Source organism: Lysobacter sp. Soil_N_51, from assembly GCF_057655755.1.
This window is the reverse complement of record NZ_JBDGLR010000006.1, coordinates 141,691-166,611: the sequence shown is the minus strand read 5'-3', so window position 1 is coordinate 166,611 and position 24,921 is coordinate 141,691. Positions and strand designations below refer to the sequence as shown.

General features: G+C 65.4%; 21 protein-coding genes and 1 riboswitch. Of the genes, 7 read left to right on the top strand and 14 right to left on the bottom strand.

The features are described 5' to 3' along the window. Positions 1-157 precede the first annotated feature (157 nt). Complete coding sequence (locus AC3A4T_RS12705; protein ID WP_487675717.1) at positions 158-388, top strand: DUF3955 domain-containing protein; 231 nt, start codon at positions 158-160, stop codon at positions 386-388. A 199-nt stretch (positions 389-587) separates the two neighbouring features. Here the strand turns inward: AC3A4T_RS12705 and AC3A4T_RS12700 are convergent, their stop codons facing one another. Together AC3A4T_RS12700 and AC3A4T_RS12695 are read right to left on the bottom strand one after the other, a co-directional pair. Next, positions 588-2,279, bottom strand: coding sequence for a hypothetical protein (locus AC3A4T_RS12700; RefSeq protein WP_487675716.1), 1,692 nt, complete (start codon positions 2,277-2,279; stop codon positions 588-590). 19 nt (positions 2,280-2,298) lie between these two features. Continuing rightward, the gene (locus AC3A4T_RS12695; RefSeq protein WP_487675954.1) at positions 2,299-4,809 is read right to left on the bottom strand and encodes an alpha/beta hydrolase family protein; all 2,511 of its coding nucleotides are present in this window, start codon (positions 4,807-4,809) and stop codon (positions 2,299-2,301) included. Positions 4,810-5,140: 331 nt separating this feature from the next. Continuing rightward, positions 5,141-5,217, top strand: a riboswitch (S-adenosyl-L-homocysteine riboswitch). 61 nt (positions 5,218-5,278) lie between these two features. On the opposite strand from AC3A4T_RS12695, the gene ahcY reads away from it, so the two are divergent. Further along, positions 5,279-6,724, top strand: a complete 1,446-nt coding sequence (gene ahcY, locus AC3A4T_RS12690) for an adenosylhomocysteinase (RefSeq protein ID WP_487675715.1) — start codon at positions 5,279-5,281, stop codon at positions 6,722-6,724. A 142-nt stretch (positions 6,725-6,866) separates the two neighbouring features. Here ahcY and AC3A4T_RS12685 read toward each other — a convergent pair whose 3' ends face one another. The 6 genes from AC3A4T_RS12685 to AC3A4T_RS12660 form a co-directional block, all read right to left on the bottom strand. Continuing rightward, positions 6,867-7,040 carry a hypothetical protein gene (locus AC3A4T_RS12685; RefSeq protein WP_487675714.1) on the bottom strand — a complete coding sequence of 58 codons (174 nt, stop codon included), beginning with the start codon at positions 7,038-7,040 and terminating at the stop codon, positions 6,867-6,869. A gap of 47 nt (positions 7,041-7,087) precedes the next feature. Further along, on the bottom strand, positions 7,088-7,825 hold the full coding sequence (locus AC3A4T_RS12680) for a LytR/AlgR family response regulator transcription factor (protein ID WP_487675713.1): 738 nt from the start codon (positions 7,823-7,825) through the stop codon (positions 7,088-7,090). Continuing rightward, entirely contained in the window at positions 7,822-8,862 is a 1,041-nt protein-coding gene (locus AC3A4T_RS12675) for a sensor histidine kinase (RefSeq protein ID WP_487675712.1), read from the bottom strand. Before AC3A4T_RS12675 ends, AC3A4T_RS12680 begins: the two co-directional genes overlap by 4 nt. A 95-nt stretch (positions 8,863-8,957) precedes the next feature. Further along, complete coding sequence (locus tag AC3A4T_RS12670) at positions 8,958-9,875, bottom strand: alpha/beta fold hydrolase (protein WP_487675711.1); 918 nt, start codon at positions 9,873-9,875, stop codon at positions 8,958-8,960. A 400-nt stretch (positions 9,876-10,275) separates the two neighbouring features. Then, a complete protein-coding gene (locus AC3A4T_RS12665; protein WP_487675710.1) occupies positions 10,276-10,653 on the bottom strand; it encodes a YbbD-related protein in 378 nt (125 codons plus the stop codon). 324 nt (positions 10,654-10,977) lie between these two features. Beyond that, positions 10,978-11,280, bottom strand: coding sequence for a GNAT family N-acetyltransferase (locus AC3A4T_RS12660; RefSeq protein WP_487675709.1), 303 nt, complete (start codon positions 11,278-11,280; stop codon positions 10,978-10,980). A gap of 210 nt (positions 11,281-11,490) precedes the next feature. Between AC3A4T_RS12660 and metF the strand changes: the two genes are divergently transcribed. The 4 genes from metF (at position 11,491) to AC3A4T_RS12640 (ending at position 15,860) form a co-directional block, all read left to right on the top strand. Then, positions 11,491-12,315 carry a methylenetetrahydrofolate reductase [NAD(P)H] gene (gene metF, locus AC3A4T_RS12655; protein ID WP_487675708.1) on the top strand — a complete coding sequence of 275 codons (825 nt, stop codon included), beginning with the start codon at positions 11,491-11,493 and terminating at the stop codon, positions 12,313-12,315. A 315-nt stretch (positions 12,316-12,630) separates the two neighbouring features. Next, the gene (locus AC3A4T_RS12650) at positions 12,631-13,905 is read left to right on the top strand and encodes a M12 family metallo-peptidase (protein ID WP_487675707.1); all 1,275 of its coding nucleotides are present in this window, start codon (positions 12,631-12,633) and stop codon (positions 13,903-13,905) included. 205 nt (positions 13,906-14,110) lie between these two features. Then, the gene (locus AC3A4T_RS12645; protein WP_487675706.1) at positions 14,111-14,836 is read left to right on the top strand and encodes a hypothetical protein; all 726 of its coding nucleotides are present in this window, start codon (positions 14,111-14,113) and stop codon (positions 14,834-14,836) included. Positions 14,837-14,945: 109 nt separating this feature from the next. Next, positions 14,946-15,860 (top strand): branched-chain amino acid transaminase, encoded by a 915-nt coding sequence (locus AC3A4T_RS12640; protein ID WP_487675705.1) that lies wholly within the window; start codon positions 14,946-14,948, stop codon positions 15,858-15,860. 98 nt (positions 15,861-15,958) lie between these two features. On the opposite strand, the gene AC3A4T_RS12635 is transcribed toward AC3A4T_RS12640, so the two are convergent. The 6 genes from AC3A4T_RS12635 to AC3A4T_RS12610 all read right to left on the bottom strand — a co-directional run bounded on the left by AC3A4T_RS12635 (position 15,959) and on the right by AC3A4T_RS12610 (position 22,329). Beyond that, a complete protein-coding gene (locus AC3A4T_RS12635) occupies positions 15,959-16,912 on the bottom strand; it encodes an IS1595 family transposase (RefSeq protein ID WP_487675704.1) in 954 nt (317 codons plus the stop codon). A gap of 428 nt (positions 16,913-17,340) precedes the next feature. After that, positions 17,341-18,675: a sensor histidine kinase gene (locus AC3A4T_RS12630; RefSeq protein WP_487675703.1), complete on the bottom strand. Its 1,335-nt coding sequence runs from the start codon at positions 18,673-18,675 to the stop codon at positions 17,341-17,343. Positions 18,676-18,679: 4 nt separating this feature from the next. Next, the gene (locus AC3A4T_RS12625) at positions 18,680-19,363 is read right to left on the bottom strand and encodes a response regulator transcription factor (protein WP_036106879.1); all 684 of its coding nucleotides are present in this window, start codon (positions 19,361-19,363) and stop codon (positions 18,680-18,682) included. A gap of 582 nt (positions 19,364-19,945) precedes the next feature. Further along, complete coding sequence (rimK, locus tag AC3A4T_RS12620) at positions 19,946-20,854, bottom strand: 30S ribosomal protein S6--L-glutamate ligase (RefSeq protein WP_056107540.1); 909 nt, start codon at positions 20,852-20,854, stop codon at positions 19,946-19,948. 50 nt (positions 20,855-20,904) lie between these two features. Continuing rightward, complete coding sequence (locus AC3A4T_RS12615) at positions 20,905-21,354, bottom strand: ATP-dependent zinc protease family protein (protein WP_056107537.1); 450 nt, start codon at positions 21,352-21,354, stop codon at positions 20,905-20,907. A 330-nt stretch (positions 21,355-21,684) separates the two neighbouring features. Further along, positions 21,685-22,329 carry a hypothetical protein gene (locus AC3A4T_RS12610; RefSeq protein ID WP_487675702.1) on the bottom strand — a complete coding sequence of 215 codons (645 nt, stop codon included), beginning with the start codon at positions 22,327-22,329 and terminating at the stop codon, positions 21,685-21,687. 618 nt (positions 22,330-22,947) lie between these two features. Between AC3A4T_RS12610 and AC3A4T_RS12605 the strand changes: the two genes are divergently transcribed. Beyond that, entirely contained in the window at positions 22,948-24,912 is a 1,965-nt protein-coding gene (locus AC3A4T_RS12605) for an LTA synthase family protein (RefSeq protein ID WP_487675701.1), read from the top strand. Positions 24,913-24,921 lie beyond the last annotated feature (9 nt).

Below are 24,921 nucleotides of genomic sequence, written 5' to 3'. Positions count from 1 at the left end.
GACCGGCGGACCGCGTACCTGCGAACGCGGTCGCGCACTTGATCCGCGTCGACGAGCTGCCAGCGCGTGACTCCGCCTCACATCCGCTTCATCGCCAGCCCACATGCGCCGATCACTCTGCGTCCGACCGCAATACTCGAGCCGATACCGAGAGACCATGAGCAAAATCAATCCACTGACTATTTTGTCGCTCGCCCTGATCGCTCTGGGCGGCGCCTGCCTGTTTGCCTTCAACCTGATCGGTTCGACGATCGATGCGCAAGGGATGCTGCACGAACCGTTCGGACTGATACCGATCGGCTGGCTGTTGATCGTCGGCGGCGCCGCGGCGGGAGTCGTCGCGGCCATCCACCAGGGATTGCGTGGGCGAGCGCACAGTAAAAGCTAATTCGACAGAATTGCCTTAGGCCGCATCCTGCATCGCCCAAGCGCACGCGTCGAAAGTAACACCAGGGCGCTTGCGCCCCAGTGACTGATCGCGATAGCCGACGTATTTCGACGTCAGCTTTGCACGCTCTTGAAGACGGCTTTTTGCCTGTGATGAGGTGGTCGCCCTCACCGATGCAACCCTATCGGCGAAGCGGCAATCACTGCGCCGAAGCTTCGACCACCCATTGCGCACCCTGCTGACTGAGCACGCTACCGTCGCTGGCAACGCACAACAGCGGGAACTGCGGCGACACGCGCCGAGGCGTGCAGTTGAACGGCGCCTCGGAGACTTTGTGCCAGTCGTCGATCTTTGGATCGAAGCCGTACAACTCCCATACACCGCTAAAGGCATTCATGTTCCAACGGCTCGCGTAGCCACTGTCGGCGGTATCGAACTGCACGTCGGTAACCGTATACGGTGGGCGGCCTACTTGTTTCCAGTGCTCGCCGAGGTCGCTGGAAACGAAGATCTTCGTGTAGGCGCCGCCTCCCGACAGCATGGCGATCGTGCCGGTTTTCGCGTCGATCCGGAACGCGTGGAAGACACGGGGCGCACTGATCGTCCTCCATTGCATCGATTGCAGATCCAACCTGCGCATTTCGTTGACCAGTCCCAGGTAGTAAGAACCGCCCCACGACTGCGGCATCGGGCCGGGCCAATAGATACCTTTCTTGAGATCGATCGGAAATTCGCCGGCAACGCTCAAATCCGCCAGATCGTCTCGGCGCGCGACATACACCGTGATCCGATTGAACGCAGGCGGCCATCCCGGCAAAAAAGGCACCTGCCGCCCGGTGGTAACCAGCCAGTGCGACGACTGCCGATCGATATCGATCACCGCCTCATCGCTACCGAAGGTTTTGAGCACCGACCAGGTAACGCCCTGATCGTCGCTGCGGCGCAGTACACCGTCTTCCGAACCGGCCAACAGACTTTCATCCATGCGTTCGACCGCGGAAATCTTGCGCAGCGTATCGATGCCGACACCGCCCCATTGGCCGTCGGCGTGGCGCACCCGGATCTGGCCCAGGTCGGCGCCGAAATACAGCGTCGAATCCTCGCCCAGCGCGGCTTCGTCCGCCAATGGCGGTGTCACTGAACGCACCAGGCGCAGGAATTCCTCATTGCTCTGCGCCGCCTTGAGCTTGCCGATCACCGAAGGTTTGTTGACCTTGCGGTCGTAGGCCATCATCAAGTTGACGACCAGGCCCTGACCCGTACCAGGCATGACCAGCTCGAATGGCTTGGGCGGGGTCTGCGGCTGCCAGCGCAGCGGTTCTGTCGAGGTCAGATAGGGCTTGAACTCGGTCAGCGCCACGTCGATGTCATGCGCGTTCTCGGCCGGCCGCAGCGGCAGCACCACCACTTCATAGCCGCCGATATTGATCGGCACCAGACTGCCCAGATCGGTCACGCGGCCGGCCTGGACCTCGAAGGCGGTGTATTCGCCCCACTCGTACCGGTCCCAACGGGCGATGCGGTACTGGCCCGGAGCGAGCCAGCGGCCGTAAGCGTTCTTACCCTTGTCGCTGCGCTCATCGAGCAACTCCTCGCGCGCTCCAGCCGCGGTCGACTTCACGCTCGTCCTCACGGCGACGCCGGGCCGTGTGCCGGAGCCCTTGGGATAGTTGACGTAAACATAGCCATGCGTCGCGGCCAATTGGGCCGGCAGTTGCGGGACCGGCTTGGCCGCCCACACCGACGCGGCCCACAGCAGGCCGGCACTCAGACAAACAAGTCGCATTGGATTCCCCCCGGTAATGGCGCAATTATGCGCAACTCGCGGCGGATCCTCGCGGGAAATCGATAACCATCGAAAAAAGCAGGGCGCCACGGCGCCCTGCTTCATTGCTTCGCGACCGGCGTGCTTATTTGCCGGCCCGAACCTTCTCGCCGTGGCCAACGGATTCGGCGGACTTCGCCTCCGGCTTCGCATTCTTCACATACAACTCCAACCACCGATTGGTCTCGGCCATCATCTGCAGGATCGATTCGCGCGCGCGGTAGGCGTGGCTTTCGTTCGGCAGCATCACCAGCCGGGCGTGGCCGCCCAGGCCCTTGATCGCGGCGTACATGCGTTCGCTCTGGATCGGGAAGGTGCCGGAGTTGTTGTCCTGCTCGCCGTGGATCAGCAGCAGCGGGTCCTTGATCTTGTCGGCGAAATTGAACGGCGACATGGCCTCGTAGGTGGACTGCGCCTGCCAGTAGTTGCGCTCCTCGGCCTGGAAACCGAACGGGGTCAGGGTGCGGTTGTAGGCGCCGCTGCGGGCGATGCCGGCCTTGAACAAGCGGGTGTGAGCGAGCAGGTTCGCGGTCATGAACGCGCCGTAAGAATGGCCGCTGATCGCGATACGGTTACGATCGGCGACGCCGCGCCGTACCACTTCGTCGACCGCGGCCTGCGCGCTGGCGGTGAGCTGCTGGATGTAGCTGTCGTTGGGCTCGTGATCGCCTTCGCCGACGATCGGCATCGACGGGTTGTCGAGCACCGCATAACCCATCGCCAGATACGGCAGCGGGCCCCAATAGCTCACCGCGTTGAAGCGGTACGGCGAGTCGTTGACCTGGCTGGCCGCGCTGGCGGATTTGAATTCGGCCGGGTACGCGTACATCAGCATCGGCAGCGGCCCGTCGCGCTTGGCGTCATAACCGGCCGGCAGATACAGGCTCGCGGTCAGCTCGACGCCGTCGGCCCGCTTGTAACGGATCTGTTCTTTCTTGATGTCCTTGAGTTGCGGGGTCGGGTGCGGGAAATGGGTGAGCGCCTGCGGCGCGGCGTCGGCCGTGGACAGGTCGCGCAGGGTCAGATTGCTCGGCTCGGTCGGCGATTCGCGCGTGGTCAGCAGACGCTTGGCGTCGGCATCGAGCAAGGCGAGCGGTTTTTCGTAATGCGGCGCCTGCGAATGGAACACACGCGTGCGCTTCTTGTCGGCCAGATCGAAGCGGTCGAGGAACGGACGGTCACCTTCGGCCGAGGCGCCTTCGCCGCTGTAGTACAGGCTGGCGCCGTCGGTGGAGGTCAGCAGGCGCTCGCGGCCGTTGGCGTCGCGCTGCATCAGCGGTTCACCCGGATCGTTGTAGCGATCTTCGCTGCTGCCCTCGAAGATCAGCTCAGGCGCGCGATCGCCGTGATCGGGCGCGATGCGCCATTGCCGGACCTGACGCGTCTTCCACCACGACTCGTCGATCAGGGCCAGATCGTCGCGGCCCCAGCGCGCGCCCTCGAAGCGCGAGGACAGGCGCGCCAAAGTCTGCGGCGGCTTGTCGAACGGCGCCGCCTGCATCAACACCGCGTCGCGGATCTCGGCCGCGCGGGCCGGATCGCCGCCGTCCTGCGCTTCGGCCCAGACCAGGGTCGCCGGCACGTCGCTGCGCCAGGCGATGTCGCGCACGCCGGTCGGCACCGCGTCGTTGCCGGTCGGCAGGCCTTCGACCAAGGGCAGCCGCGCGACTTCGTGTTCGAACTTGCCGTCGGGCGTCAGCACATCGATGCGATGCGCGAATCGCGACGCCGGCACCTGATACGAGAACGGACGCTCCAGCGTCGTCGCCAACAGATGGCGGCCGTCCGGCGACGGCTCGACCTCGACGTACAACGCCGGCAATCCGGCCTTGCTCACTTGGCCGGTCAGATCGACCGTGGCCAGTTGCGAGCGCAGGTAGTACTCGAACAGGCGCGCGTCGTTCTCGTTGCGCAGCAGGTCCTGGTAAGTGCGGATCTGGCGCACGGTGGCGCTGGCCTGGGTTTCCTGCGCGGCCGGACCGGTCGGGGTGGCGTCGCTCGGCGGCGCCTCGCCCTGCCCTTCGGGCTGCAACTGCACCAGCAGACGGCGGCTGTCGGGCATCCACTGGTAACCGGCGCCGACCGTGTTGAGGCCGGACACCAGCTTGCGCGCGTGGCGCGTCTCCAGTTCGATCAACCACAGCTCGTTGGCCGCGCTGGCCGTGTCGATGCGGTTGAACGCGATCCAGCGCTGGTCGGGCGACCACTGCAAGGTCGCCAGCGACAACGGCGACGGCAGGCCTTGAATATCGATGCGCTTGCCGGTGCCGGTGCCGGTGTCGAGCAGGCTCAACTGGCTGCCGAAGCTGAAGCGGCTCTGCGCGCGGACCCGCGGATGGATGCGCAGGCCGGCGAGTTTCAATTCCGGTTGCGCGACCACGGCAATGCCCGGAAGCGACGGCGTCTGCACCAGCGCCACCCGGTCGCGGCGCGGGCTCAGGAACATCTGCGGCGGGCGCGGCGCATCGACGATGGCCTGCAGGGCCTTGGGCGGCAGCTGGTAGCCGTCGGCGAGCGGCTTGGCCGCGGCCGGCGCGGCGTTCCTGGCTTTTTGCGCGGCCATGGCCGGCGGGGTCAGGCCCAGGGCCAGCAGCAGGCCCAGCACGAGCAGGCGGTGGCTGCGTTGCGGCGTGCGGCGGGTCGCGTGACGGGTCGTCGCGAGGGATGTCATCGAATGCGGTCCTCAGGGAAATGAACGTCGGAGTCGCGGGACCGGCGCTGACGCCAACGGGGCCGGCCCGGCGCTCCCCCGCCCGAGCTTAGCCCGCACGCGCCGCGGGCGGCTTATGCCATTCGGGCCGATGGCCGTGCCGGCGCGGTCCGGCGCGCGCGATGAACGCCGGTTCAGGCCGACATAGGCCGGCCCCGCGCGACGCGACGGCGTACCGTGCGGCTGTCATCGGCGCCGCGATATACTCCGCGCTCAGCCCGCCGAGGGGCGCTGCGACCGTGAACGCCACGGCCAGGCTCGGCGAGGCGCAGGTCCCAACGGCGCCCGGTTTGAGTCCAACGACTCGCCGGACCCCGGCATCCGCCGGCTCCCCAAAGAACTGGAGCGACATCCAATGAACGCAGCACTCAAGACCTTCTCGACCGAAGGCGATTACAAGGTCGCCGACATCACCCTGGCCGACTGGGGCCGCAAGGAAATCGACATCGCCGAGCACGAAATGCCGGGCCTGATGTCGATCCGCAAGAAGTACGCCGTCGCCCAATCGCTCAAGGGCGTGCGCGTGACCGGCTCGCTGCACATGACCATCCAGACCGCGGTGTTGATCGAGACCCTGCGCGACCTCGGCGCCGACGTGCGCTGGGCCTCGTGCAACATCTTCTCGACCCAGGACCACGCCGCCGCCGCGATCGCCGCCAGCGGCACCCCGGTGTTCGCCTGGAAGGGCGAGTCGCTGGAAGAGTATTGGGACTGCACCTTGGAAGCGCTGACCTTCCCGGGCAACGGCACCGACAAACACCTCGGCCCGCAGCTCGTCGTCGACGACGGCGGCGACGTCACCCTGCTGATCCACAAGGGCTATGAACTCGAGAACGGCGACGGCTGGGTCAACACCCCGTCGGGCAACCACGAAGAACAGGTGATCAAGAACCTGCTCAAGCGCGTGCACGCCGAGCGTCCGGGCTTCTGGCACACCGTCGTGCGCGACTGGAAGGGCGTGTCGGAAGAGACCACCACCGGCGTGCATCGCCTGTATCAGCTGGCCGAAGCCGGCAGCCTGCTGGTGCCGGCGATCAACGTCAACGACTCGGTCACCAAGTCGAAGTTCGACAATCTGTACGGCTGCCGCGAGTCGCTGGCCGACGGCCTTAAGCGCGCGATGGACGTGATGCTGGCCGGCAAGGTCGCGGTCGTGTGCGGTTACGGCGACGTCGGCAAGGGTTCGGCCCACTCGCTGCGCGCGTACGGCGCCCGCGTCGTGGTCACCGAAATCGACCCGATCAACGCCCTGCAGGCGGCGATGGAAGGCTTCGAAGTCAACACGGTGGAGAGCACTCTCGGCCGCGGCGACATCTACGTCACCACCACCGGCAACAAGGACGTGCTGACCCTGGCCCACATGCAGGGCATGAAGGACCAGGCGATCGTCTGCAACATCGGCCACTTCGACAACGAGATCCAGGTCGACGCGCTGGTCGCTTCCGGCGCCAAGCACCTCAACATCAAGCCGCAGGTCGACAAGTACACCTTCGCCGGCGGCAACTCGATCTTCCTGCTGGCCGAAGGCCGCCTGGTCAACCTGGGCTGCGCCACCGGCCACCCGAGCTTCGTGATGTCGAATTCGTTCTCGAACCAGACCCTCGCCCAGATCGACCTGTGGGCGAACAAGGACAGCTACGAGGCCAAGGTCTACATCCTGCCGAAGAAGCTCGACGAAGAAGTCGCGCGCCTGCACCTGGAAAAGATCGGCGTGAAGCTGACCACGTTGACCGACGACCAGGCCAAGTACCTGGGCGTGTCGGTGGACGGCCCGTACAAGCCGGATCATTACCGCTACTGATCGCTCGCCTTCGGGCGATGAGCGACAAGAGAACGGGCGCCTTCGGGCGCCCGTTTTCGTTGGCATCGACCGGATTTCTTCAGGAGGCCATCAGTCCGCGCCGCGGCCTATTGCAAGCCACGTCGATCTCGGACGATGGGCTTCAAGGTCTCTTGCTGATCTTGTCAAGTATCAAGAACGCGCCGATTGATGCAACCAGAATCAGGGGCGACCAAATCAGTGATAGCTCGAAAACCACGATCAATAGCGTCACCGCCAACCCAACCGCGCTGACGACTATCGAAACGATGACCGAATCGGCGAATGAAGTCTTCATGCGATCTAGCCCTCCAGGACTGCCAAACTCAATCTGGGCCATTATCGCTACAACGCCAAGCGCTCGCGCAACTCGCGCGACTGCCGCCGCGAGACTTCGATCCGGCTGCCGTCCTTGAGCTCCAGTTCGAAACCGTCGTTGACGGCGAGGTCAATCGCCTTGACCGCGCGCAGATTCACCAAGGTGTTGCGGTTGGCGCGAAAGAACAGCGCCGGGTCCAGCCTCGCTTCCAGCGCGCTCAGGCTGCGCGCGAGCAGCGCGCATTCGTTGCGGAACCAGACCCGCGCGTAATTGCCGTCGACCACGATCCGGCTGATTTCGCGCAGCGCCACGAACCAGCAGCGTTCGCCTTCGCGCAGGAACACCTGATCGTCCGCGCCCAACAGGCCACGCGGCGCGGCGCCAAGCCACGGCGCTTCCGGCAAGCGCGCACGCGCGCGCTGCAGCGCCGCGGCCAGACGCAAGGCGTCGACCGGCTTGACCAGATAGTCCAGCGCATTGGCTTCGAACGCGCGCACCGCGTACTGGTCGTAGGCGGTGGTGAACACCACCAGCGGCGCACTGTCGAGCCCATCGATCACGTCGAAGCCGGTGCCCGACGGCATCTGGATGTCCAGCAGCACCAGATCCGGACGCAGGCGCGCGATCGCCGCCTGCGCCGCGGGCACGTCGTCGGCTTCGCCGAGCAGTTCGATGTCCGGCAGCTCGGCGAGCAAGGTGCGCAGTTCCTGCCGCGCCAGACGGGTGTCGTCGACGATCAGCACGCGCAACGGGCGAGCGTTCATTGCGGTATCTCCAACTGCGCGATCACCCGGTTGCCGCGTTGCTTGAGTTCGAAACGCCCGGCGTTGCCGCCGTGGGCCAGGCGCGTGCGCAGATAGGCCAGACCGACCCCGCGTCGCGCCGGCTCGGGGTCGATGCGGCCGGGATTGCCGACTTCGATGTGCAGCGTTCCGTTTTCGCAATGCGCACGCATGCTGAGCTCGCCGCCACCGGGCGTACACGCAATGCCGTGCTTGACCGCGTTCTCGACCAAGAGTTGCAGCGCCATCGGCGGCAATCGCGCACTGAGCGCACCGGCATCGATGTCGCGCTGCACGCGCAGCCGATCCTCGTAATGCACCGCTTCGACCGCAAGGTAATCCTCGACCACCGCCAATTCCTCGGCCAGGCTGGCCTGCTCGCGCTGGCTGTGATCCAGGGCGTGACGCAGGGTATTGGATAGCCGCGTGACCAGTTCGCGCGCGCGCTCGGTGTCCTCGTTGATCAGCGCGCGCAGGTTGTTGAGCGCGTTGAACACGAAATGCGGGTTCAGGCGCGCGCGCAATGCATCGAGTTCGAACGCGTTGCGCAACGACTCGGCATTGAGCCGGGCGATCTCGCCTTCGCGATAACGCTGCATCGCCATGGTCCAGCTCCACAACGCGGCCCACAGGCCCAGCATGAACGCGGTATTGGCCCAGTACACGAACAGCATCGCCGGGCGGAAGCCGGTCGATTGCGACAACGACACCCAACCCTGGGTCAGCGCCAGCCGCAACGCGGGGATCAACAGCAGTTGCGCCAAGGTCGCGCCGAGCAGGATGCACAGCAACAAGCGCAACGCCAGCCGGACCGGCCCGCGTTCGAACCAATGCCGCCGCAACGCGATCCGCCGCATCGCCCCGCCGACCGCCCACAGCTCCAGCGACAGCAGCACACTGATCAGGGTCGCGCCCGAGCTCAGCCCGCCGAACACGCTCGCCAAGGTCAGGTTGAACACCGCCAGCCCGGTCCAGAACGCGGCATCGGCCAGGGCGGTACGCAGTTGCGTTCGCGACATGCGGCGGTTTCCGTCGAAAAAAATACAATGTCGATAAGACAAAATACGGCCGCGGCGAACCGCGGCCGTGCTGAAGCATCACACCAGGGGCGCGATCAGCCGCCGTGGCTGGCGCCGGCATCGATGAAACCGCGCACCTGATCCTGCAGCCACTTCGGGTCGTCCCACATCAGGAAATGGTAACCGGCCTGGCTCAGTTCGATACGCACCCCGTCCAGGGTGGCGTACTGGGCCTTGAAGATCGCGGTCGTCGACTCCTTGGTCGCGCCGTACGTCCCGTACGCCGCCCACGAGCCGAGCAGCAGGGTCGGCGTCTTGATCTTCGCCAACTGCGGGCGCAGGTCGGTGACCATCATTTCGTACATCGCCTGGGCGGTGGTGGCACGGTCGCTGGCCTCGCCCCATTGGACCAGGGTGGCCACGCGCTTTTCGTCCAGGCTCATGCCCTTGACCGCGTTGGCGACACCGAGACGATAGGTGTCGGCATCCTGCTCGGTCATCCGCTTGCGCATCGCCTCGGCCATCGGCTTGACCGACTCGGCGGTCGCGGCCGGGTTCTGCAGCGCGCCCAGGAACGCCAGCGAGTCGACGATCACCAGACGATCGATCGCCTTGGGCTGCTCGATCGCCATCTCCAACGCGATGAACCCGCCCAGGCTATGCCCCATCACCACCGGCTTGGTCAGCTTGCGGTCCTTGATGTAGGCCAGCAGACGATCGCGCATCGAATCGGCGAAACGATCGGTCTTGACCGCCGGCGCGCCGGCGAAACCGGGCAACTGCACGATGTGGCATTGCACACGGTCCGCCTGCAGGGCCGCGCAGGTCTCGCGCCAGGTCTCGCCGGCGCTGTTGAGCCCCGGAATCATCAGCACCGGCCGGCCCTCGCCGACGACCTCGACCGACAAGTCCTGGAACTGCACGGTCTTGGCCTGAGCGGTGCCGGCCGCGATCAACACAGCGGCGGCCAACGCGATACGACGCAGCAAACGCGAACGGGATAGCGGATTCATCGAAGGGCTCCAGAGCCTGGGTGGTGGACGCACCTTGCCCGGTTCCCCGCGCCGCCTAGGCGGATAAATGACGAGCGGCCGCGGCGGCTGGCGAGCGGCTTGGGGGCTGGAGGAACGGCGGGCGGCGTAGCTACTGCATCGCACGGATGCGGTCGCGTGGGTCGGATGCACCATGGCAATGGCAGCCTAGGCCATGGCCCACCGTCATGAGCACAGAACATCCTTCGGAGTTGGATCAACTACAGGTATCGATTGGACGATGGCCTACCCGCGCACAGGGACAAAGACAGCCCGGTCTGTCATCGCTGATGGCGCAATTAAATTCACTGCATGCTATTCCAGCAACGGCAGGCACGCGATCAATCGAATCATCCTGCGCCCCTCATGACCAGGTCAAAATTCAATCGCACTTGGCCTCACCCGCTGGCTGAACGTAAAACCCCCTTGACGCCACCGAATCCATGAAAAGCACACCCGACTGAGAATCGGCACAAATCGAGAAGACCTCCAAGGATTCGCTCCTTGTAATTTTAGCCCAGTGCGGAAACTCGACATCGTCAACAACGGTCTCTCGCTTGTCTCCGCGCAGCAGCACAAAATCCGAGTTCTTACCGGGCTGAAAATCCGCACCGAAAGAGAAGCCGACACTCAGCGCACTGATTTCCACTGAATGACCTTCGGTTATATCGTGCGCGCTGACCGGAATAAACTCAGGGACCCAGCCGCGATCCATGGCGCCACTCGCAGCCAACTCACGATAATTATCGTAGCTGCTCACTGTCACATCCGAGCAACCCGACATAGCGCAAGCAAAGCATGCGAGGAGGACAACAAACGTCTTCATTTCCACCCCGGCCTGTATTCATACATAGAAACATCACCCCCTCAAACTGCGCCGCCATTCTCGGCCGCGACACTGTGGCCATTCTCGCCAGCATCAATTCCATCAGGATAATTCACTCGCCCTTACGAGAATTGAAAAGCCGCGTGATCCACGATGACTTTTCGACGCGCGGTGGGACTTATCGTAAAGACAACGCGCACCCTGACTGCACTGCATCGATGCAGGCCTGATCGCGACTTTCCGCTCCAGACGGCGAAATCACTCAGCCATTCGCCGCAACGACCAAAACGCAATATCCCTTCGCACCCGATAGCCATTGCGCTCATACAACCCGATCGCGCGCGGGTTCTCGTGGCTCACGTGCAGACACGGGATGCGGCCGCGCGCGTGGTTGTCGTTGGACAGGAAGATCAGCAAGCGGCGCGCGTGGCCGCGGCCGAGGAAGTCGGGATGGGTGCAGATGGCGCTCAGTTCGGTGTAGTCGTCGGTGCCCATGCGCTCGCCGGCCATCGCGGCGAGGCGACCTTGGTGGTAGATGCCGAAGTAGCGGCCCCGTTGCATGGTGTGCGGGCGGAAGTAGCGCGGGTAGACCAGCGCGGTCAGCGCGAGTACGTCGTCGCGATGGCTCGGGTCGAGTTCGACGATGCGCGCGCTGTCGGCGGGGCCGCCGCTCCGCTACCCACCTGCCGCCGCCAACCCGTCGCCGCCTGCGATACCATTCATCGCGATAAAGCGATATTATCGAATCTTCCCACCGCCGCGGCCCCGCCCATGCTGCCGATCAGCTTCGAGTTCTATCCCCCCAAGACCGACGAACAACGCGGTCAGCTCGACAAGACCGCGATCAAGCTCAAGCCCTACGCACCGAGCTATGTGTCTTGCACCTTCGGCGCCGGCGGCTCGACCCTGAACTACACGCCCGAGACCATTCGCCGGCTGCGCGCCAAGCACCAGCTCGACGCTGCGCCGCATCTGTCCTGCGTCGGCGGCACCCGCGCCGAAATCCGCGAACTGCTGCAGTTGTATCGCGAGATCGGCTGCAGGCGCCTGGTCACGCTGCGCGGCGATCTGCCCTCGGGCATGGCCAGCGCCGGCGACCTGCGCTACGCCAACGAACTGGTCGAATTCATCCGCGCCGAAACCGGCGACCATTTCCATATCGAAGTGGCGGCCTATCCGGAAACCCATCCGCAGGCGCGCGACGCGCATTCGGACCTGGAGAATTTCAAGCGCAAGGTCCGCGCCGGCGCGGACGGCGCGATCACCCAGTATTTCTACAACGCCGATGCGTATTTCCGTTTCGTCGACGACGTGCGCGCGGCCGGCATCGACATCCCGATCGTGCCGGGCATCATGCCGATCTCCAATTTCAGCCAACTGCGCCGTTTCTCCGACCTGTGCGGCGCGGAGATTCCGCGCTGGGTCGCGCAGCGCATGCAGGCCTATGGCGACGACGTCGACAGCATCCGCGAATTCGGTGCCGACGTGGTCGCGCGCCTGTGCAGCCGCTTGATCGAAGGCGGTGCGCCGGGCCTGCACTTCTACACGCTCAATCTGTCCAAGCCCACGTTGACCGTGCTGTCGCGCATCGCCTGATCGCGCGATACCCGCATCCACCGGTCGTAAGCGCTCGGCCGCAAGCGCGTTCGCGCCGCGATATTCAGACACATTAAGACATCTCGTTCGCGTCACAAAAATCGCCTTTGGTGCCTAGCACCAAAGGCGAATTGCTAAGCGAGTTCTCAGCCTGCGCTTGTCCTGCGACAAATTCGGTCTTGAGCCTTGCGACGTGACGGTAGCCCACTGACTCCAGGATGCATCGCCGCGACGAGCGATGCCCTCGCGACCGCCGTCGCGCACCCAGGCCACGGGTGCGCGACGCGCAGCGGTCCTCAATGGAGAGTGAGCATCATGTCCGCACGCCACGCACTATTGCCTTTGAATTTCGCCATCGCCCTGTCGCTGGGCCTGGCCGGCGCCGCCTCGGCCGCCGAACCGGCTCCGCTGTTCTCCACCCCCGCCGCCAGCGTCGCGCGCAGTCTCAACAGCGATCTGGCCTATCGGGCGATCAAGTCCGATCGCGCCGCGGTCAAGATCGACCTGGTCCGCGCCGACGCCGCGCAGATCAACGAAACCCAGGAAGAACTGCTGCTCAACCTCGCGCCCGGCGTCAATCTCAAGGCGCACAAGTTGCAGGCGCAACGCAAGGCCGACGGCATCGTGATCTGGCAGGGCCTGGTCGGCGATCCGAACACCCAGCTCAAGCGCATCAATAAATTCACCGGCGCCGAGCTGATCGACAATCCGGAAGAGTCGGCCATCATCGTGCGCCAGGGCGATCAGATGTCCGGCACCGTGCGCACCGGCGGCAAGCTGTATCGCATCGATCCGCTCAAGAACGGCGGCCACACCGTCAGCCTGATCAACGAAGCGTTGATGCCGCCCGATCACCCGGCCGCGGCCTACAGCGCCAAGCCGATCGTCCCGTTCCTCAACGATCCCAAGTTCGACGAAGCCGCGGCCGTCGAGAAAGCGCCGGCGGTGGTGCGGGTGATGGTGGTCTACACCCAGGCCGCCGCCAACGCGGTCGGCAACACCTTGACCAAGGCCAACCTGGCGATCACCGAGAGCAACCAGAGCTTCGCCAACAGCGCGGTCAACGTGCGTTTCGAACTCGCCGGCCAGTACACCAACAGCTATGTCACCGCCGGTTTCAACACCGACCTGAGCCGTTTCTCCGGCACCAGCGACGGCTACCTCGACAGCTACCACACCACCCGCAACACGATCAAAGCCGACGTCAATGTGCTGGTCATCACCGATCCGGCGTACTGCGGCCTGGGCTATCTGAACTCGAACGCGGCCAGCGCCTTCAGCGTGGTCGGCGCCAGTTGCATGACCGGCTATTACAGCTTCGCCCACGAGATCGGCCACAACTTCGGCGCGCACCACGATCCCAACAACGGCACCAACACCGTATATCCCTACGGTCACGGCTACTGGGGCCCGGGCAATGCGTGGCGCACGATCATGGCCTACAACTGCGGCAGCAACTGTCCGCGCCTGAACTACTGGTCGAACCCGAACATCACCTACAACGGTTCGCCGATGGGCACCGCGGCCAAGAGCAACAACGCGCGCGTGTTGAACGAACGCGCGGCGACGGTGGCGGCTTTCCGCAACTGATCGCGCTCTCCCCTTCTCCCGCTCACGGGAGAAGGGGGTCCGAAGGACCGGATGAGGGCGCGCGAGGCATCGAACGACGACGCAATTCGGGCTTACCCTCACCCCAACCCCTCTCCCGTGAACGGGAGAGGGGCTTTGGGCAACGCGATTTCACGCGTACGCACTGGGCACAACCCGCCACCGGCGCTAGTCTTCGCTGATGCCCGTGCCCGCCCGACTTCGTCTGCTGCTGTTGCTGACCGCCGCCCCCGCCGCGTTGCTGCTGCATTCCAGCCCGGCGCAAGCGCAGATCCGCCGCTGCACGGATACGCACGGCAATTCGGTCTACACCGACCGCGACTGCGCCAGCGTCGGCGGCGTCGACCGCCTGCCGCGCGGCGCCGCGCCCGCGAACGCGCAGCAAACGCCGTACACCGGCGGTTGCGCGCGCAATCTGCGCGACCTGGTCGGACAGATCACCAGCGCGATCGACGCCCACGACGGCAACAAGCTCGCCTCGGTGTATCACTGGGCCGGCATGTCCGACGATCGCGCCTATGCGGTGATCCAGCGTCTGGATGCGATCGCGCAACGGCCGTTGCTCGACATCGCGCCGGTGATGCCGTCCGTGCCCGAACCCGAAGCCGTGCCCGGCGCCTGGACCACCTTGCCGCCGGCCGCGCCGAACGCCGCGCTTGCGCCGCTGCCGCCGATCACGCCGTCGGCGCCCGCGGGGCTGGGCCGTCCGGCCGGTATGAGCGGCAACCAGACGGCGCAAGCCACTCCCGCCGGCGACACCGCCACGCAGGCCGCCGCGGCGCCCGCGCCGGTGCCGCATCGGCGCGCGCCGGTCGCGCTGCGTCTGGAACAGACCCTCGGCAACGGCGTCACTCCATCGCGCACCGTGTTCGGCCTGACCCGCCACTACGGCTGCTGGTGGATCAAAGGCTGAACAGGCGTGCCGCCACAGCGCGGCAACGCACCGGCGAGGCATCGGCTTGGGTCGGCCCCCGGGCGCAGGGCACAATAGCGGTTTCCCCTCCCCACCACGGAAGCCGACGATGCAATACCCCGAATGGATCTGGCACAACGGTGCGATCAAGCGCTGGGCCGAAGCGACCACCCACGTCATGTCGCACGCGCTGCATTACGGCTCGTCGGTGTTCGAGGGCATCCGCACGTACGACACGCCGAACGGCCCGATCATCTTCCGTTTGAACGACCACAACACGCGTCTGTTCGCCTCGGCGAAGATCTACGACATGGGCATTCCGTATTCGGTCGAGCAGATCAACGCCGCCTGCCATGAAGTCATCAAGGCCAACGGCAACACCACCGATTACCTGCGTCCGGTCGCCTACCGCGGCCTGGGCGGCTTCGGCCTGTCGGCCGACACCCCGACCGACGTCGCCGTGGCGACCTGGAAGATGGGCCAGTACCTCGGCGCCAGCGTGCTCGAGGAAGGCATCGACGCCTGCGTGTCGAGCTGGCAGCGGTTCGCGCCGAACACCATCCCGGCCGGCGCCAAGGCCGGCGGCAATTACCTGTCGGGCCAGTTGGTCGCGCGCGAAGCGCGTCGCCTGGGCTTCGGCGAAGGCATCGCCCTGGCCTCGACCGGCCTGCTGTCGGAAGGCGCCGGCGAGAACCTGTTCCTGGTCTTCAACGGCGCGCTGCACACCACCCCGGTCAGCGCCGCGCTGCTCAACGGCCTGACCCGCAACACCATCATCACCCTGGCGCGCGACGTCGGCATCGAAGTAGTCGAACGCGACCTGCCGCGCGAGTACCTGTACCTGTGCGACGAGTTGTTCATGTGCGGCACCGCCGCCGAGATCACCCCGATCCGTTCGGTCGACGGCCGTCAGGTCGGCACGGGCCGTCGCGGCCCGGTGACCGAGCGCATCCAGGAGCTGTTCTTCGGTCTGTTCAACGGCAAGACCGCGGACAAGTACGGTTGGCTGGAAGCGGTCAAGTAATTCCAGACGGCGAGTAATTCGAAACGGCAAGTAAGCGCTAATGCGCTTAGCTGTTCCCCCCCTTTGCAAAGGCTCTGTCTGCGTTAGGTAATGACACCTCACGCCGCAATCGCCAGAGCCAATAACGCGGTGGCTCCCGCGCTCGCTCGTGCGTTCCGCTCCAACGCTCTGAACCATCCCAAATAGTTGGGCAAATAGGAGGTGGCTACGCCTTTGAACCGGCGTAGCCAGCCTTTGAATCGGCTGTGGTAGGCGTTGACGTTCTGGATGTGCCAAGCCCCGCGGGTGCGTTCGCCGCGCAGGACATTCACCCCGTGGTGCTCGATCCCCAACTTGGCCGCCGCCCGAGCCAGCATGGCGCTGCCGTCGGTGCACAGGACCGCATCGGGCGCTACCGCGATCGGCAACACCGCCAGCAAACTGCGGGTATCGCCTGCTTGCAGAACGTAATCGCTGGTGTGTGCCGAACGGTTGCGCACCACCAGGATCGGCACCTGCTCGTGGGACAAGCCGCGTTTGGCGGCCGGGCCGCCCCGGTGCCGCGGCGGCCGCGATCCCTGGGACCGCAGCCGCCGGGGCTGGCCTTTATAGGAGCGCAGGACATAGGTTTCATCGGCTTCGACGACGCCCTGCTGGTGCTGCTCCTTGCGCTGACAAGCGACCTCCAGGAAGCGATGGCGCCAACGGAACGCGGTCGTACGATGCACGTCCATCTGGGCGGCGGCGTTGCGCACGCTCAGTCCTTCGGCCATCGCCTGGGCTTGCTGCAGCCATTTGGCGCGATGGCGCAATCGCGCCAAGGGCGTGCCCGTCAGGGCGTTGAAGCTGGTCCCGCACTGGCGGCATTTGAAGCGCTGCAATCCATCGGCTTGGCCATTGCGGACCACCCGGCTGGCGGGACAGTGCGGGCAATGCGCTGGCTTGGATTCCAGCACGGCCGTCACCGCATCCACGTGGCTGCATTCGCGCAGCCATAGCAAGGCTTGTTCACGCTGGTGGGGCGTCAACTGGGCCGCCTGGGCCTTCCAACGATTGAGTTCGCGCGTGCGCATGACGGTCTCCCAAGGCCCGACCAACGGGCTTTCGGGACAATCTGGCGTAGCCGCAGCGCAGAGGATGAGACGTCACTACTTAGTGCGAACAGAGCCTTTGCAAAAGGGGGGCCAGGGGGGATTCGCTTTTGCTTTGCTTGTGCTTTGTCTAAGACACAACAGCAACAGCACAAGCAAATCCCCCGCGCCACGCTTCATGTACACCCATCGTAATTGCGTAAGGCGCAGCCCCCTTTTTCAAAGGGGGCGCATCGATACGCGGCACGATGCGCAGGACTGCAGGCTACGACGCAGCCGCGCAGTTGTGCATCGGACATATCGTCAGCGTTGAGCGATTCCGCCGCATCGCAAGACCTTGCGTCGTCGCAACCATCAACCGACCCATTCATCGATTGATCGACGCAGACAGGGCCACGCGCCCCCGGGCTTCAATCCACCCGCTCAAACTTCAACGTAGCCACCACCCCGACCGTCTCGCCCGGCTTCACCCGCACGTCCCAGCCATACAGCTCGCACAGCCGGCGCACGATCGACAGACCGATGCCGCCGCCCTGCGAATGGCCGGCGTGGGTACCGCGATAACCGCGTTCGAACAACTTGGCCGCGTCCTCGGCGCTCAGGCCCGGACCCGAATCGATCACCTCGACCGAGCGCGGATGCAATCGCACCACGACCTCGCCCTGGGTGGTGTACTTGACCGCGTTGCCGATCAGGTTGCCCAGCGCCACCGCGACCGCGGCTTCCGGCGCGTCGACCACCAGCCCGCGTTCGCCTTCGACCCGCAACGCCAGCGCCTTGCCGCCGAGTTGGGCGCGATGCGCTTCGAGCAGCTGCTCGGACAGCTTGGCGATATCGGTCGCGCCATGGCCGCGCTCGTTGCGCGACAACAGCAGCAGCGCGCTGATCAGGTCGGTGCATTGCTGCTCGGCGCGCTGGATACGCAACAACCGGTTGCGCGTCTTGTCCTCGATGTCCGGCCGCGACAGCAGCAGTTCGACCGCGCCCTTGATCACCGCCAGCGGCGTGCGCAGTTCATGGCTGACGTCGGCGTTGAACTCGCGATCACGCTGGACCACGTTGGTCAGGCGCTCGGCGTAATCGTCTAGCGCCTCGGCCAGCTGGCCGACTTCGTCGTCCGGGAAGTGCGCGGCCAGCGCCTCGGACTGCGAACTGCGGCCTGAGCGCTTGAGCCGGTTGGCCAGCTCCGACACCGGGCTCATGACCCGCGACGCCGCCCACCAGCCGACCAGCAGCGAGAACAGGGTGAACACCAGCACCGACAGATACAGCGCGCGGTTGAACTGGCTTTCGCTGCGCGCCGACTGGGTCATGTCGTAGGCCAGGAAGAACCACGCACCCGGGGTCTTGCGCACCGCCAGCTTGTAGGCGAACGGCTTGCCGTCTTCGCCGATGCCGGTCATGCCGACGATGCCGTCCTTGAGGTCGTACCACTCCGGCCGGTTGAGCCGCACCGAATCGAATTTATCCGGCGTGTAGACGAACGCGCGCACTTGGTCGAACGCGATCTGCGGATTGCTCGGATCGAGCTCGAACTGCCGCGCAGCATTGGCGATGTTGCGATTCATCACGTCTTCGACGAGCTGATTCTCGACCCGCGTGCGCGTCCAGTTGGTCGCGAACGCGAACATCGCGGTCAGGCCGAAGCCCAGCAATACGAAAGACAGGATGATGCGACTGCGCAACCGTCGCCGGAAGCGCTTCTTCTTTTGCAGCCGCGATGCGGACGGGTCCCCTGAGGCCACGCGATCAACCGTTGCTTTCGGGCGCTGCGATGCGATAACCGATGCCGTGACGGGTCTGGATCAGCGGCGTGTCGAACGGCTTGTCGACCACCGCGCGCAGGCCGTGGATGTGCACGCGCAGGCTGTCGGAGTCGGGCAGTTCCTCGCCCCACACGCGGGTCTCCAGTTCCTGTCGCGTGACCACCGCCGGCGAGGCTTCCATCAATGCCTGCAGGATCTTCAGCGCGGTCGGGTTGAGCTGCAGCAGCTTGCCCTGGCGGCGCACTTCCAGGGTGTCGAGGTTGTATTCCAGATCGGCGGCGTTGAGCACCCGCGTCTGCACGCCGCGGCCGCGACGCGACAGCGCATTGAGGCGGACTTCGACTTCCTGCAGCGCGAACGGCTTGATCAGGTAATCGTCGGCGCCCGAATCGAAGCCGGCGAGTTTGTTGTCGAGGCTGTCGCGCGCGGTCAGCATCAGCACCGGCGTCTGCTTGCGCGCTTCGTTGCGCAACTTGCGGCAGACCTCCAGGCCGTCGAGGCCCGGCAGGTTCAGATCGAGAACGATGGCGTCGAAGTCGTGCACGACCGCCAGGTGCAATCCGGTGATGCCGTCGGCGGCGAAATCCACCGTGTGGCCGCGGTCTTCAAGAAAGTCGCCGAGGTTGGCGGCGATGTCTTGGTTGTCTTCGATCACGAGTATGCGCATGTGCTCTTCCCAGTGGGTTGGCGTTCGACCGTGCGGCGACGCCCGGGGTTCCGTCATTCGGGCCGCTGCACGATGCGCAGCGGCGGCAAGCCGAGGATTCTGCCAGAGCGAATGTAAAGTGAACGGAAAGGTGAACGGGGCCGAGGGCTGCCGTTCAAGCGGCGGGTCGGCGGCATAGGCCGAAGGTCATGGGTCGCTGCGGCATCGCAACCCAATCGATTTGCCCCTGAAAACCGCGGCAAAAATAAAAAGCCCAGACGCGGGGCCACCGCGCCTGGGCCAAAAGGGTATTGCCCCGATTACCGTAACCTGCTTCGACCAGATCCCTATCCGTAACGTTCTGACGAGGAGCGCGACTTGGAGGAGCTGCAGTGCTGCGGTCCGGTAACGCTACGCGGATTTCGATTAAACCGCCGTTAAAAGCAGTGTTAAATAAAAGTTATTCGCAACCCGAAGTTGCGCTCCTGGCGGCCCGCGCCTTCCGGGCCGGGGACCTGCCGTTCGGCGGGTCGCCGGCAGATGACCTGCCAGGCTTGCCATTCCACAGGATCGGGCAAGCCCGACCGCTCCGGCGAGCCCCGTTCAGCGTTTTCCGCCGGCACGTCGGGGGGTCTTGAGCTGGATCCGGCCGGCCACGTACTGGATGATTTCACTGGCCACGTCGACCCCGCTGGCCTCCTCGATGCCCTCCAGGCCGGGCGAGGCGTTGACCTCCAGCACCAGCGGACCGCGGTCGGAGCGGATCAGGTCGACGCCGGCCACGCCCAGGCCCAGGACCTGGGCCGCCCGCACCGCGACCTCCTGCTCGGCCGCGCTGGCGCGCACGCCCTTGGCGGTGCCGCCGCGGTGCAGGTTGGAGCGAAAGTCGCCCTTGGGGGCTTGCCGCTTCATCGCCGCGACCACCTTGCCGCCGACCACGAAACAGCGCAGATCCGCGCCCTTGGCTTCGGCGACGAACTCCTGCACCAGGAAATTCGCGTACAGGCCGCGCAGCGCCTCGATCACGCCCTTGGACGCCGACAGCTTCTCGGTCAGCATCACGCCCGCGCCCTGGGTGCCCTCGTTGAGCTTGATCACGTGCGGCGGCGGGCCGAGCATCGACAGCAGGTCGGCGGTGTCGTCGGGGTTGTCGCCGAACACCGTCGCCGGCAGGCCGATGCGCTGCGCGGCCAGCAGCTGATGGCTGCGCAGCTTGTCGCGCGCGCGCAGGATCGCGTCGGAGGTGTTGGGCGTGTAGGTCTCCATCAGTTCGAACTGACGCAGCACCGCCGAGCCGTAACGCGTGACCGAAGCGCCGATGCGCGGGATCACCGCGTGGTAACCGGCGATCTCGCGGCCCTTGTAATGCATCTGGAACCCGTCCGAGGCGATGCGCATGTAGCAACGCAACGGATCGAGCACGCGCACGCTGTGGCCGTGCTCGCGCGCGGCTTCGACCAGACGGCGCGTCGAATAGAGCTTGGTGTTACGCGACAGGATCGCGAGCTTCATCGGCAGGAGTCATGTGAATGGGGAAGGACGGCGCGCGTCGGGCGCGCGGCTCAGGTGCGGCTGACCCGGCGCCGCGCGCGCCCATGCAGGAACGAGCGCGACGGGTCGACCGTGAACAAATGCGTCACCGCGGTGCGGCCAAGCAACATCGGAAAGCGCATACCGCGACGATCCGACAGGTTTATTTCAATTTCGCGTTGCGTACCGGCCAGACTCAGCACGGTCTGGACGAAGACGCGGCTGGTGCGATGACCGCCGGAGTCGGTGACGAAACGTTCGTCGAACACCGGCGCGGCCGCTTCGATCACGTCGGCGCCGACCACGCCCGGACTGAGCCGGAACCCGACCCAGGGCTGGCCGCCGTCGACGTAACGCCACTGCGCGTCGACATGCAAGGCCGAACTGCGCGCGCCGGTATCGATCTTGGCGCGCACCGCGGCGATGCCCAGCACGGGCAAGGCGGCGACCTCGCGCCAACCGAGGACGATCTTGGACGACATCGCACCTCCGCTGTGGCGATTGCAAATGGGGTTAGGACGACCGCTTCGGCTTGGACCGCGACGATGTACCGTCGTTGGGTTCCACTCGCGTCGCAGCGACAAAAAACGGCGACCTCGCGGCCGCCGTACGTATCGGACCGAAGTGGGCGCGGATCGTCCAGGCCCAAGGCGACGGTGCGATGCGCGGCGCCCCACTCGGGACCGGGCGCGAAGCATAGCGCGCCGACGATGCAGCGTCGATTGCGATCGCGTCGGCCGTGAGCATCGGATTGTGCATGGTGACGATGCAATGATTTTTTTACATCGCCGGGCACCGATCCACTGAACCCTTCAGGGTCGGCAATAGCGTCTTTCGTACTCCAGTTCGCGCTGCAAATCCGCCGAATCGCCCTGCGATGCGAGCCCGTCGATGTTGGCGCGGGTGCGCTTGCACGGGTCTTCGCCGCGTCCGCCGAACATCTGCCCGAAGCGCTCGACCGCGGTGGCGAGCGAACGCTGCGGCTGCATTTTGAAACGCTGCGTTGCGTGTCCCGGCAGACTCGGCGCGCGTCGCTCGAGCAGATCGGCCGCGGGCGCGTCCCAGGGCGCGCGCGTGGCGCGCGCGGGATCGGTCACGCGTGGATCGATCTGCATGGCGCTCAGGCCGCTGGGCTGATCTTGCGGCGCGGGATCGACGGCCGGCGACGAGGCAGTGGTCGTATCGACGCGTTCGCGCGGTGGCGGTTTGCGTGGCGCTGAAGTAACGCGATCGCGTCGTTCGGGCGGTTGTGCCGGCTGCGGAAGCTGCGGCGTTCGCGCGGGCGGACGCGACGGCGCGGCGATAAAGATCAGCGCCAATACCGAATCGTCCTCGACCGCATCGGCCGGCATGCGCCATTGCATGGCGACCCAGATGAAACCGGCATGGACCAGGGCCACCACGCCCCACGCACACGCGCGCTCGGTGCGCGCGGCGTCGCGCTTACTCGCCGTCATGTCGCCAAGCGCGATGCGTCGACACATCATCGCGCGCAAGCGCATCGCATCCCTGCCCCATCGTCCGCATCCGTTCGTCTGTCGATCGCATCGGAGTGTGCCCACAACCACGTCGGTTGCGCAGCCTGTCAACTTTCGCAGTTGCTTGCGGTTTAGGCGTCGGCACTCGCGCTAACGAATTGTTAGCAACGCGCGCAGCGCAGGCGCGCAAGCGGCGACGGGCCGCGGAGCGTCGCGGCGCTATTTCGTTGGAACCGGCGATTCGCCCTGCGCCGCGGCCGGCATCCCGACAAACGCCGCCCAACATCGGCCACGACCGGTTTATCCGGATCCATCAAGCGCGATGAACAAAACCCATTGGGCTGGCACTCGGACCATGGAGCCCTCACGCCGCACCGCATCCGGCAACCGCGGCCTGTTTCGCGCAACACCCCGATATCGGCGTTTCCGTCGCACACCACGTCCGTGTCCCGCCCCTTGATCCGCCCGGTGTTGGCGGGCCACGGCCACCCTTCCGACCTTTCTCCGACAGACCTTGCTCGACCATTTTTCCAAGAATCTGCTTTGCGTCGCGCGCGGCCGGCGCCCGCGGCCCGGAGCAGAGCTACGGGAGTCGCGATGCTTGTGCGTGTGATCAAGGACTGCCTGGCGCGGGTGGTTCCCTTTCTGTGTTGCTTCGGCATCGGCCTCGCCGTGCTCTCGCTGTCCCGCCTGGGACTGGCGTTGTGGCAAGCCGACGCCGTCAACGACGCCAACGCCTGGTCGCGCGTCCTGTTGCAAGGCGTCCGCGTCGACATCGCGGCATTGTGCATGTTGCTCGGTATCGTCACCGCGCTGTACCTGCTGCTGCCGGCGCGGATCGCGCGCCACGCGCTGGTGCGGGCCGGCATGGCGGCCTGGCTTGCGTTGTCGCTGACCGTGCTGGTCGTGCTGGAACTGGCCACGCCGACGTTCATGCAGGAATACGGCTTACGTCCCAACCGCTTGTTCCTGGAATACCTCATCTATCCGCGCGAGGTCGGCTCCACCCTGGCCAAAGGCCACCTCGTCAGCGCCGCGTTGGCGTTGCTGCTGAGCGCGGCCACCGGCTGGCTGGTCTGGCGCTTCGCCAATCGCCAGTTGCATGCGAGCGCGCAGTCGAACGCTCACTGGAGCGCGCGCCTGCCGTTCGCCGTGTTGCTGATCTGCCTGGTGGCGCTCGGCATCCGCTCGACCCTCGGTCATCGTCCGATGAACCCGGCGATGATGGCTTTTTCCAGTAACGCAACGGTCAATACCTTGCCGTTGAACTCTTTCTATTCGCTGGCATTCGCGGTGCGCGACTGGCTGCGCCACGATCCGGGCGCGCGAATCTACGGCGGCGCGGCCGATGCCGAAGTCGTCAAGGCCGTCACCGACGGCATGCAGCTTCCGCATGACGCCTTCGTCGATCCGAAACTGCCGAGCCTCGCCCGTCGCCCGCCCGCCTACACCGGCAAGCCGCGAAATCTGGTGATCGTGCTCGAAGAAAGCCTGGGCGCGCAGTTCGTGGGCAACCTCGGCGGACGACCGTTGACCCCAAACATCGATCGGCTGTCCACGCAAGGCTGGGCATTCGAGCGCCTGTACGCGACCGGCACGCGCTCGGTCCGCGGCATCGAAGCGGTGCTGACCGGTTTCACGCCGACGCCGTCGCAGGCGGTGGTCAAGCAACCGCTCAGCCAGCAGAATTTTTTCACCCTGGCCGAAGTGCTGCGCCGTCGTGGCTACGACACCACTTTCTACTACGGCGGCGAAAGCCACTTCGACAACATGCGCGGATTTTTCCTGTCGAACGGGTTTCAGCGGGTGATCGAGCAGAAGGACTATCCGCACCCCGCGTTCACCGGTTCCTGGGGCGTGTCCGACGAAGACCTGTTCGATCGCGCGCACCAGGAATTCGCGCGCATGCATCAAGCGGGCAAACCCTTCTTCGGTTTCGTATTCAGTTCGAGCAACCACGACCCGTTCGAATTTCCCAGCGACCGCATCGAGCTCTACGAGCAACCGCAGGCCACGCGCAACAACGCGGCCAAGTACGCCGATTACGCGGTGGGCGAATTTTTCCGCAAGGCGATGGCGTCCGACTATTGGAACGACACTATTTTCCTGATCGTCGCCGATCACGATTCAAGAGCATTCGGGCGCGACCTGGTGCCGATCGACAATTTCCATATCCCCGGCGTGATCCTGGGCGGCGCGGTCGCGCCGGCGCGAGACAAGCGCATCGTCAGCCAGATCGATCTGCCCCCGACCTTGCTATCGCTGATCGGAATCGATACGCCGACGCCGATGAGCGGTCACGACCTCAACCAACGCGATCGATTCCAGCCCGGCCGCGCGATGATGCAATACGACAAGAACTTCGCCTGGATGACCGGCAAGGACGTCATCGTGCTGCAGCCCGGCCAGCCGCCCAGGCAATTTACCTATACCCCCGGCGAGCGCATGACGCCCGCGGCGTCGGTCGACCCGGCGCTGGCGAATACGGCGCATCTGCAGGCCTTGTGGGGGACGCTGGCCTACGAGCGCGGGTGGCATCGCTTGCCGGCTAAGGCCGAGTAGTCGCGGTCT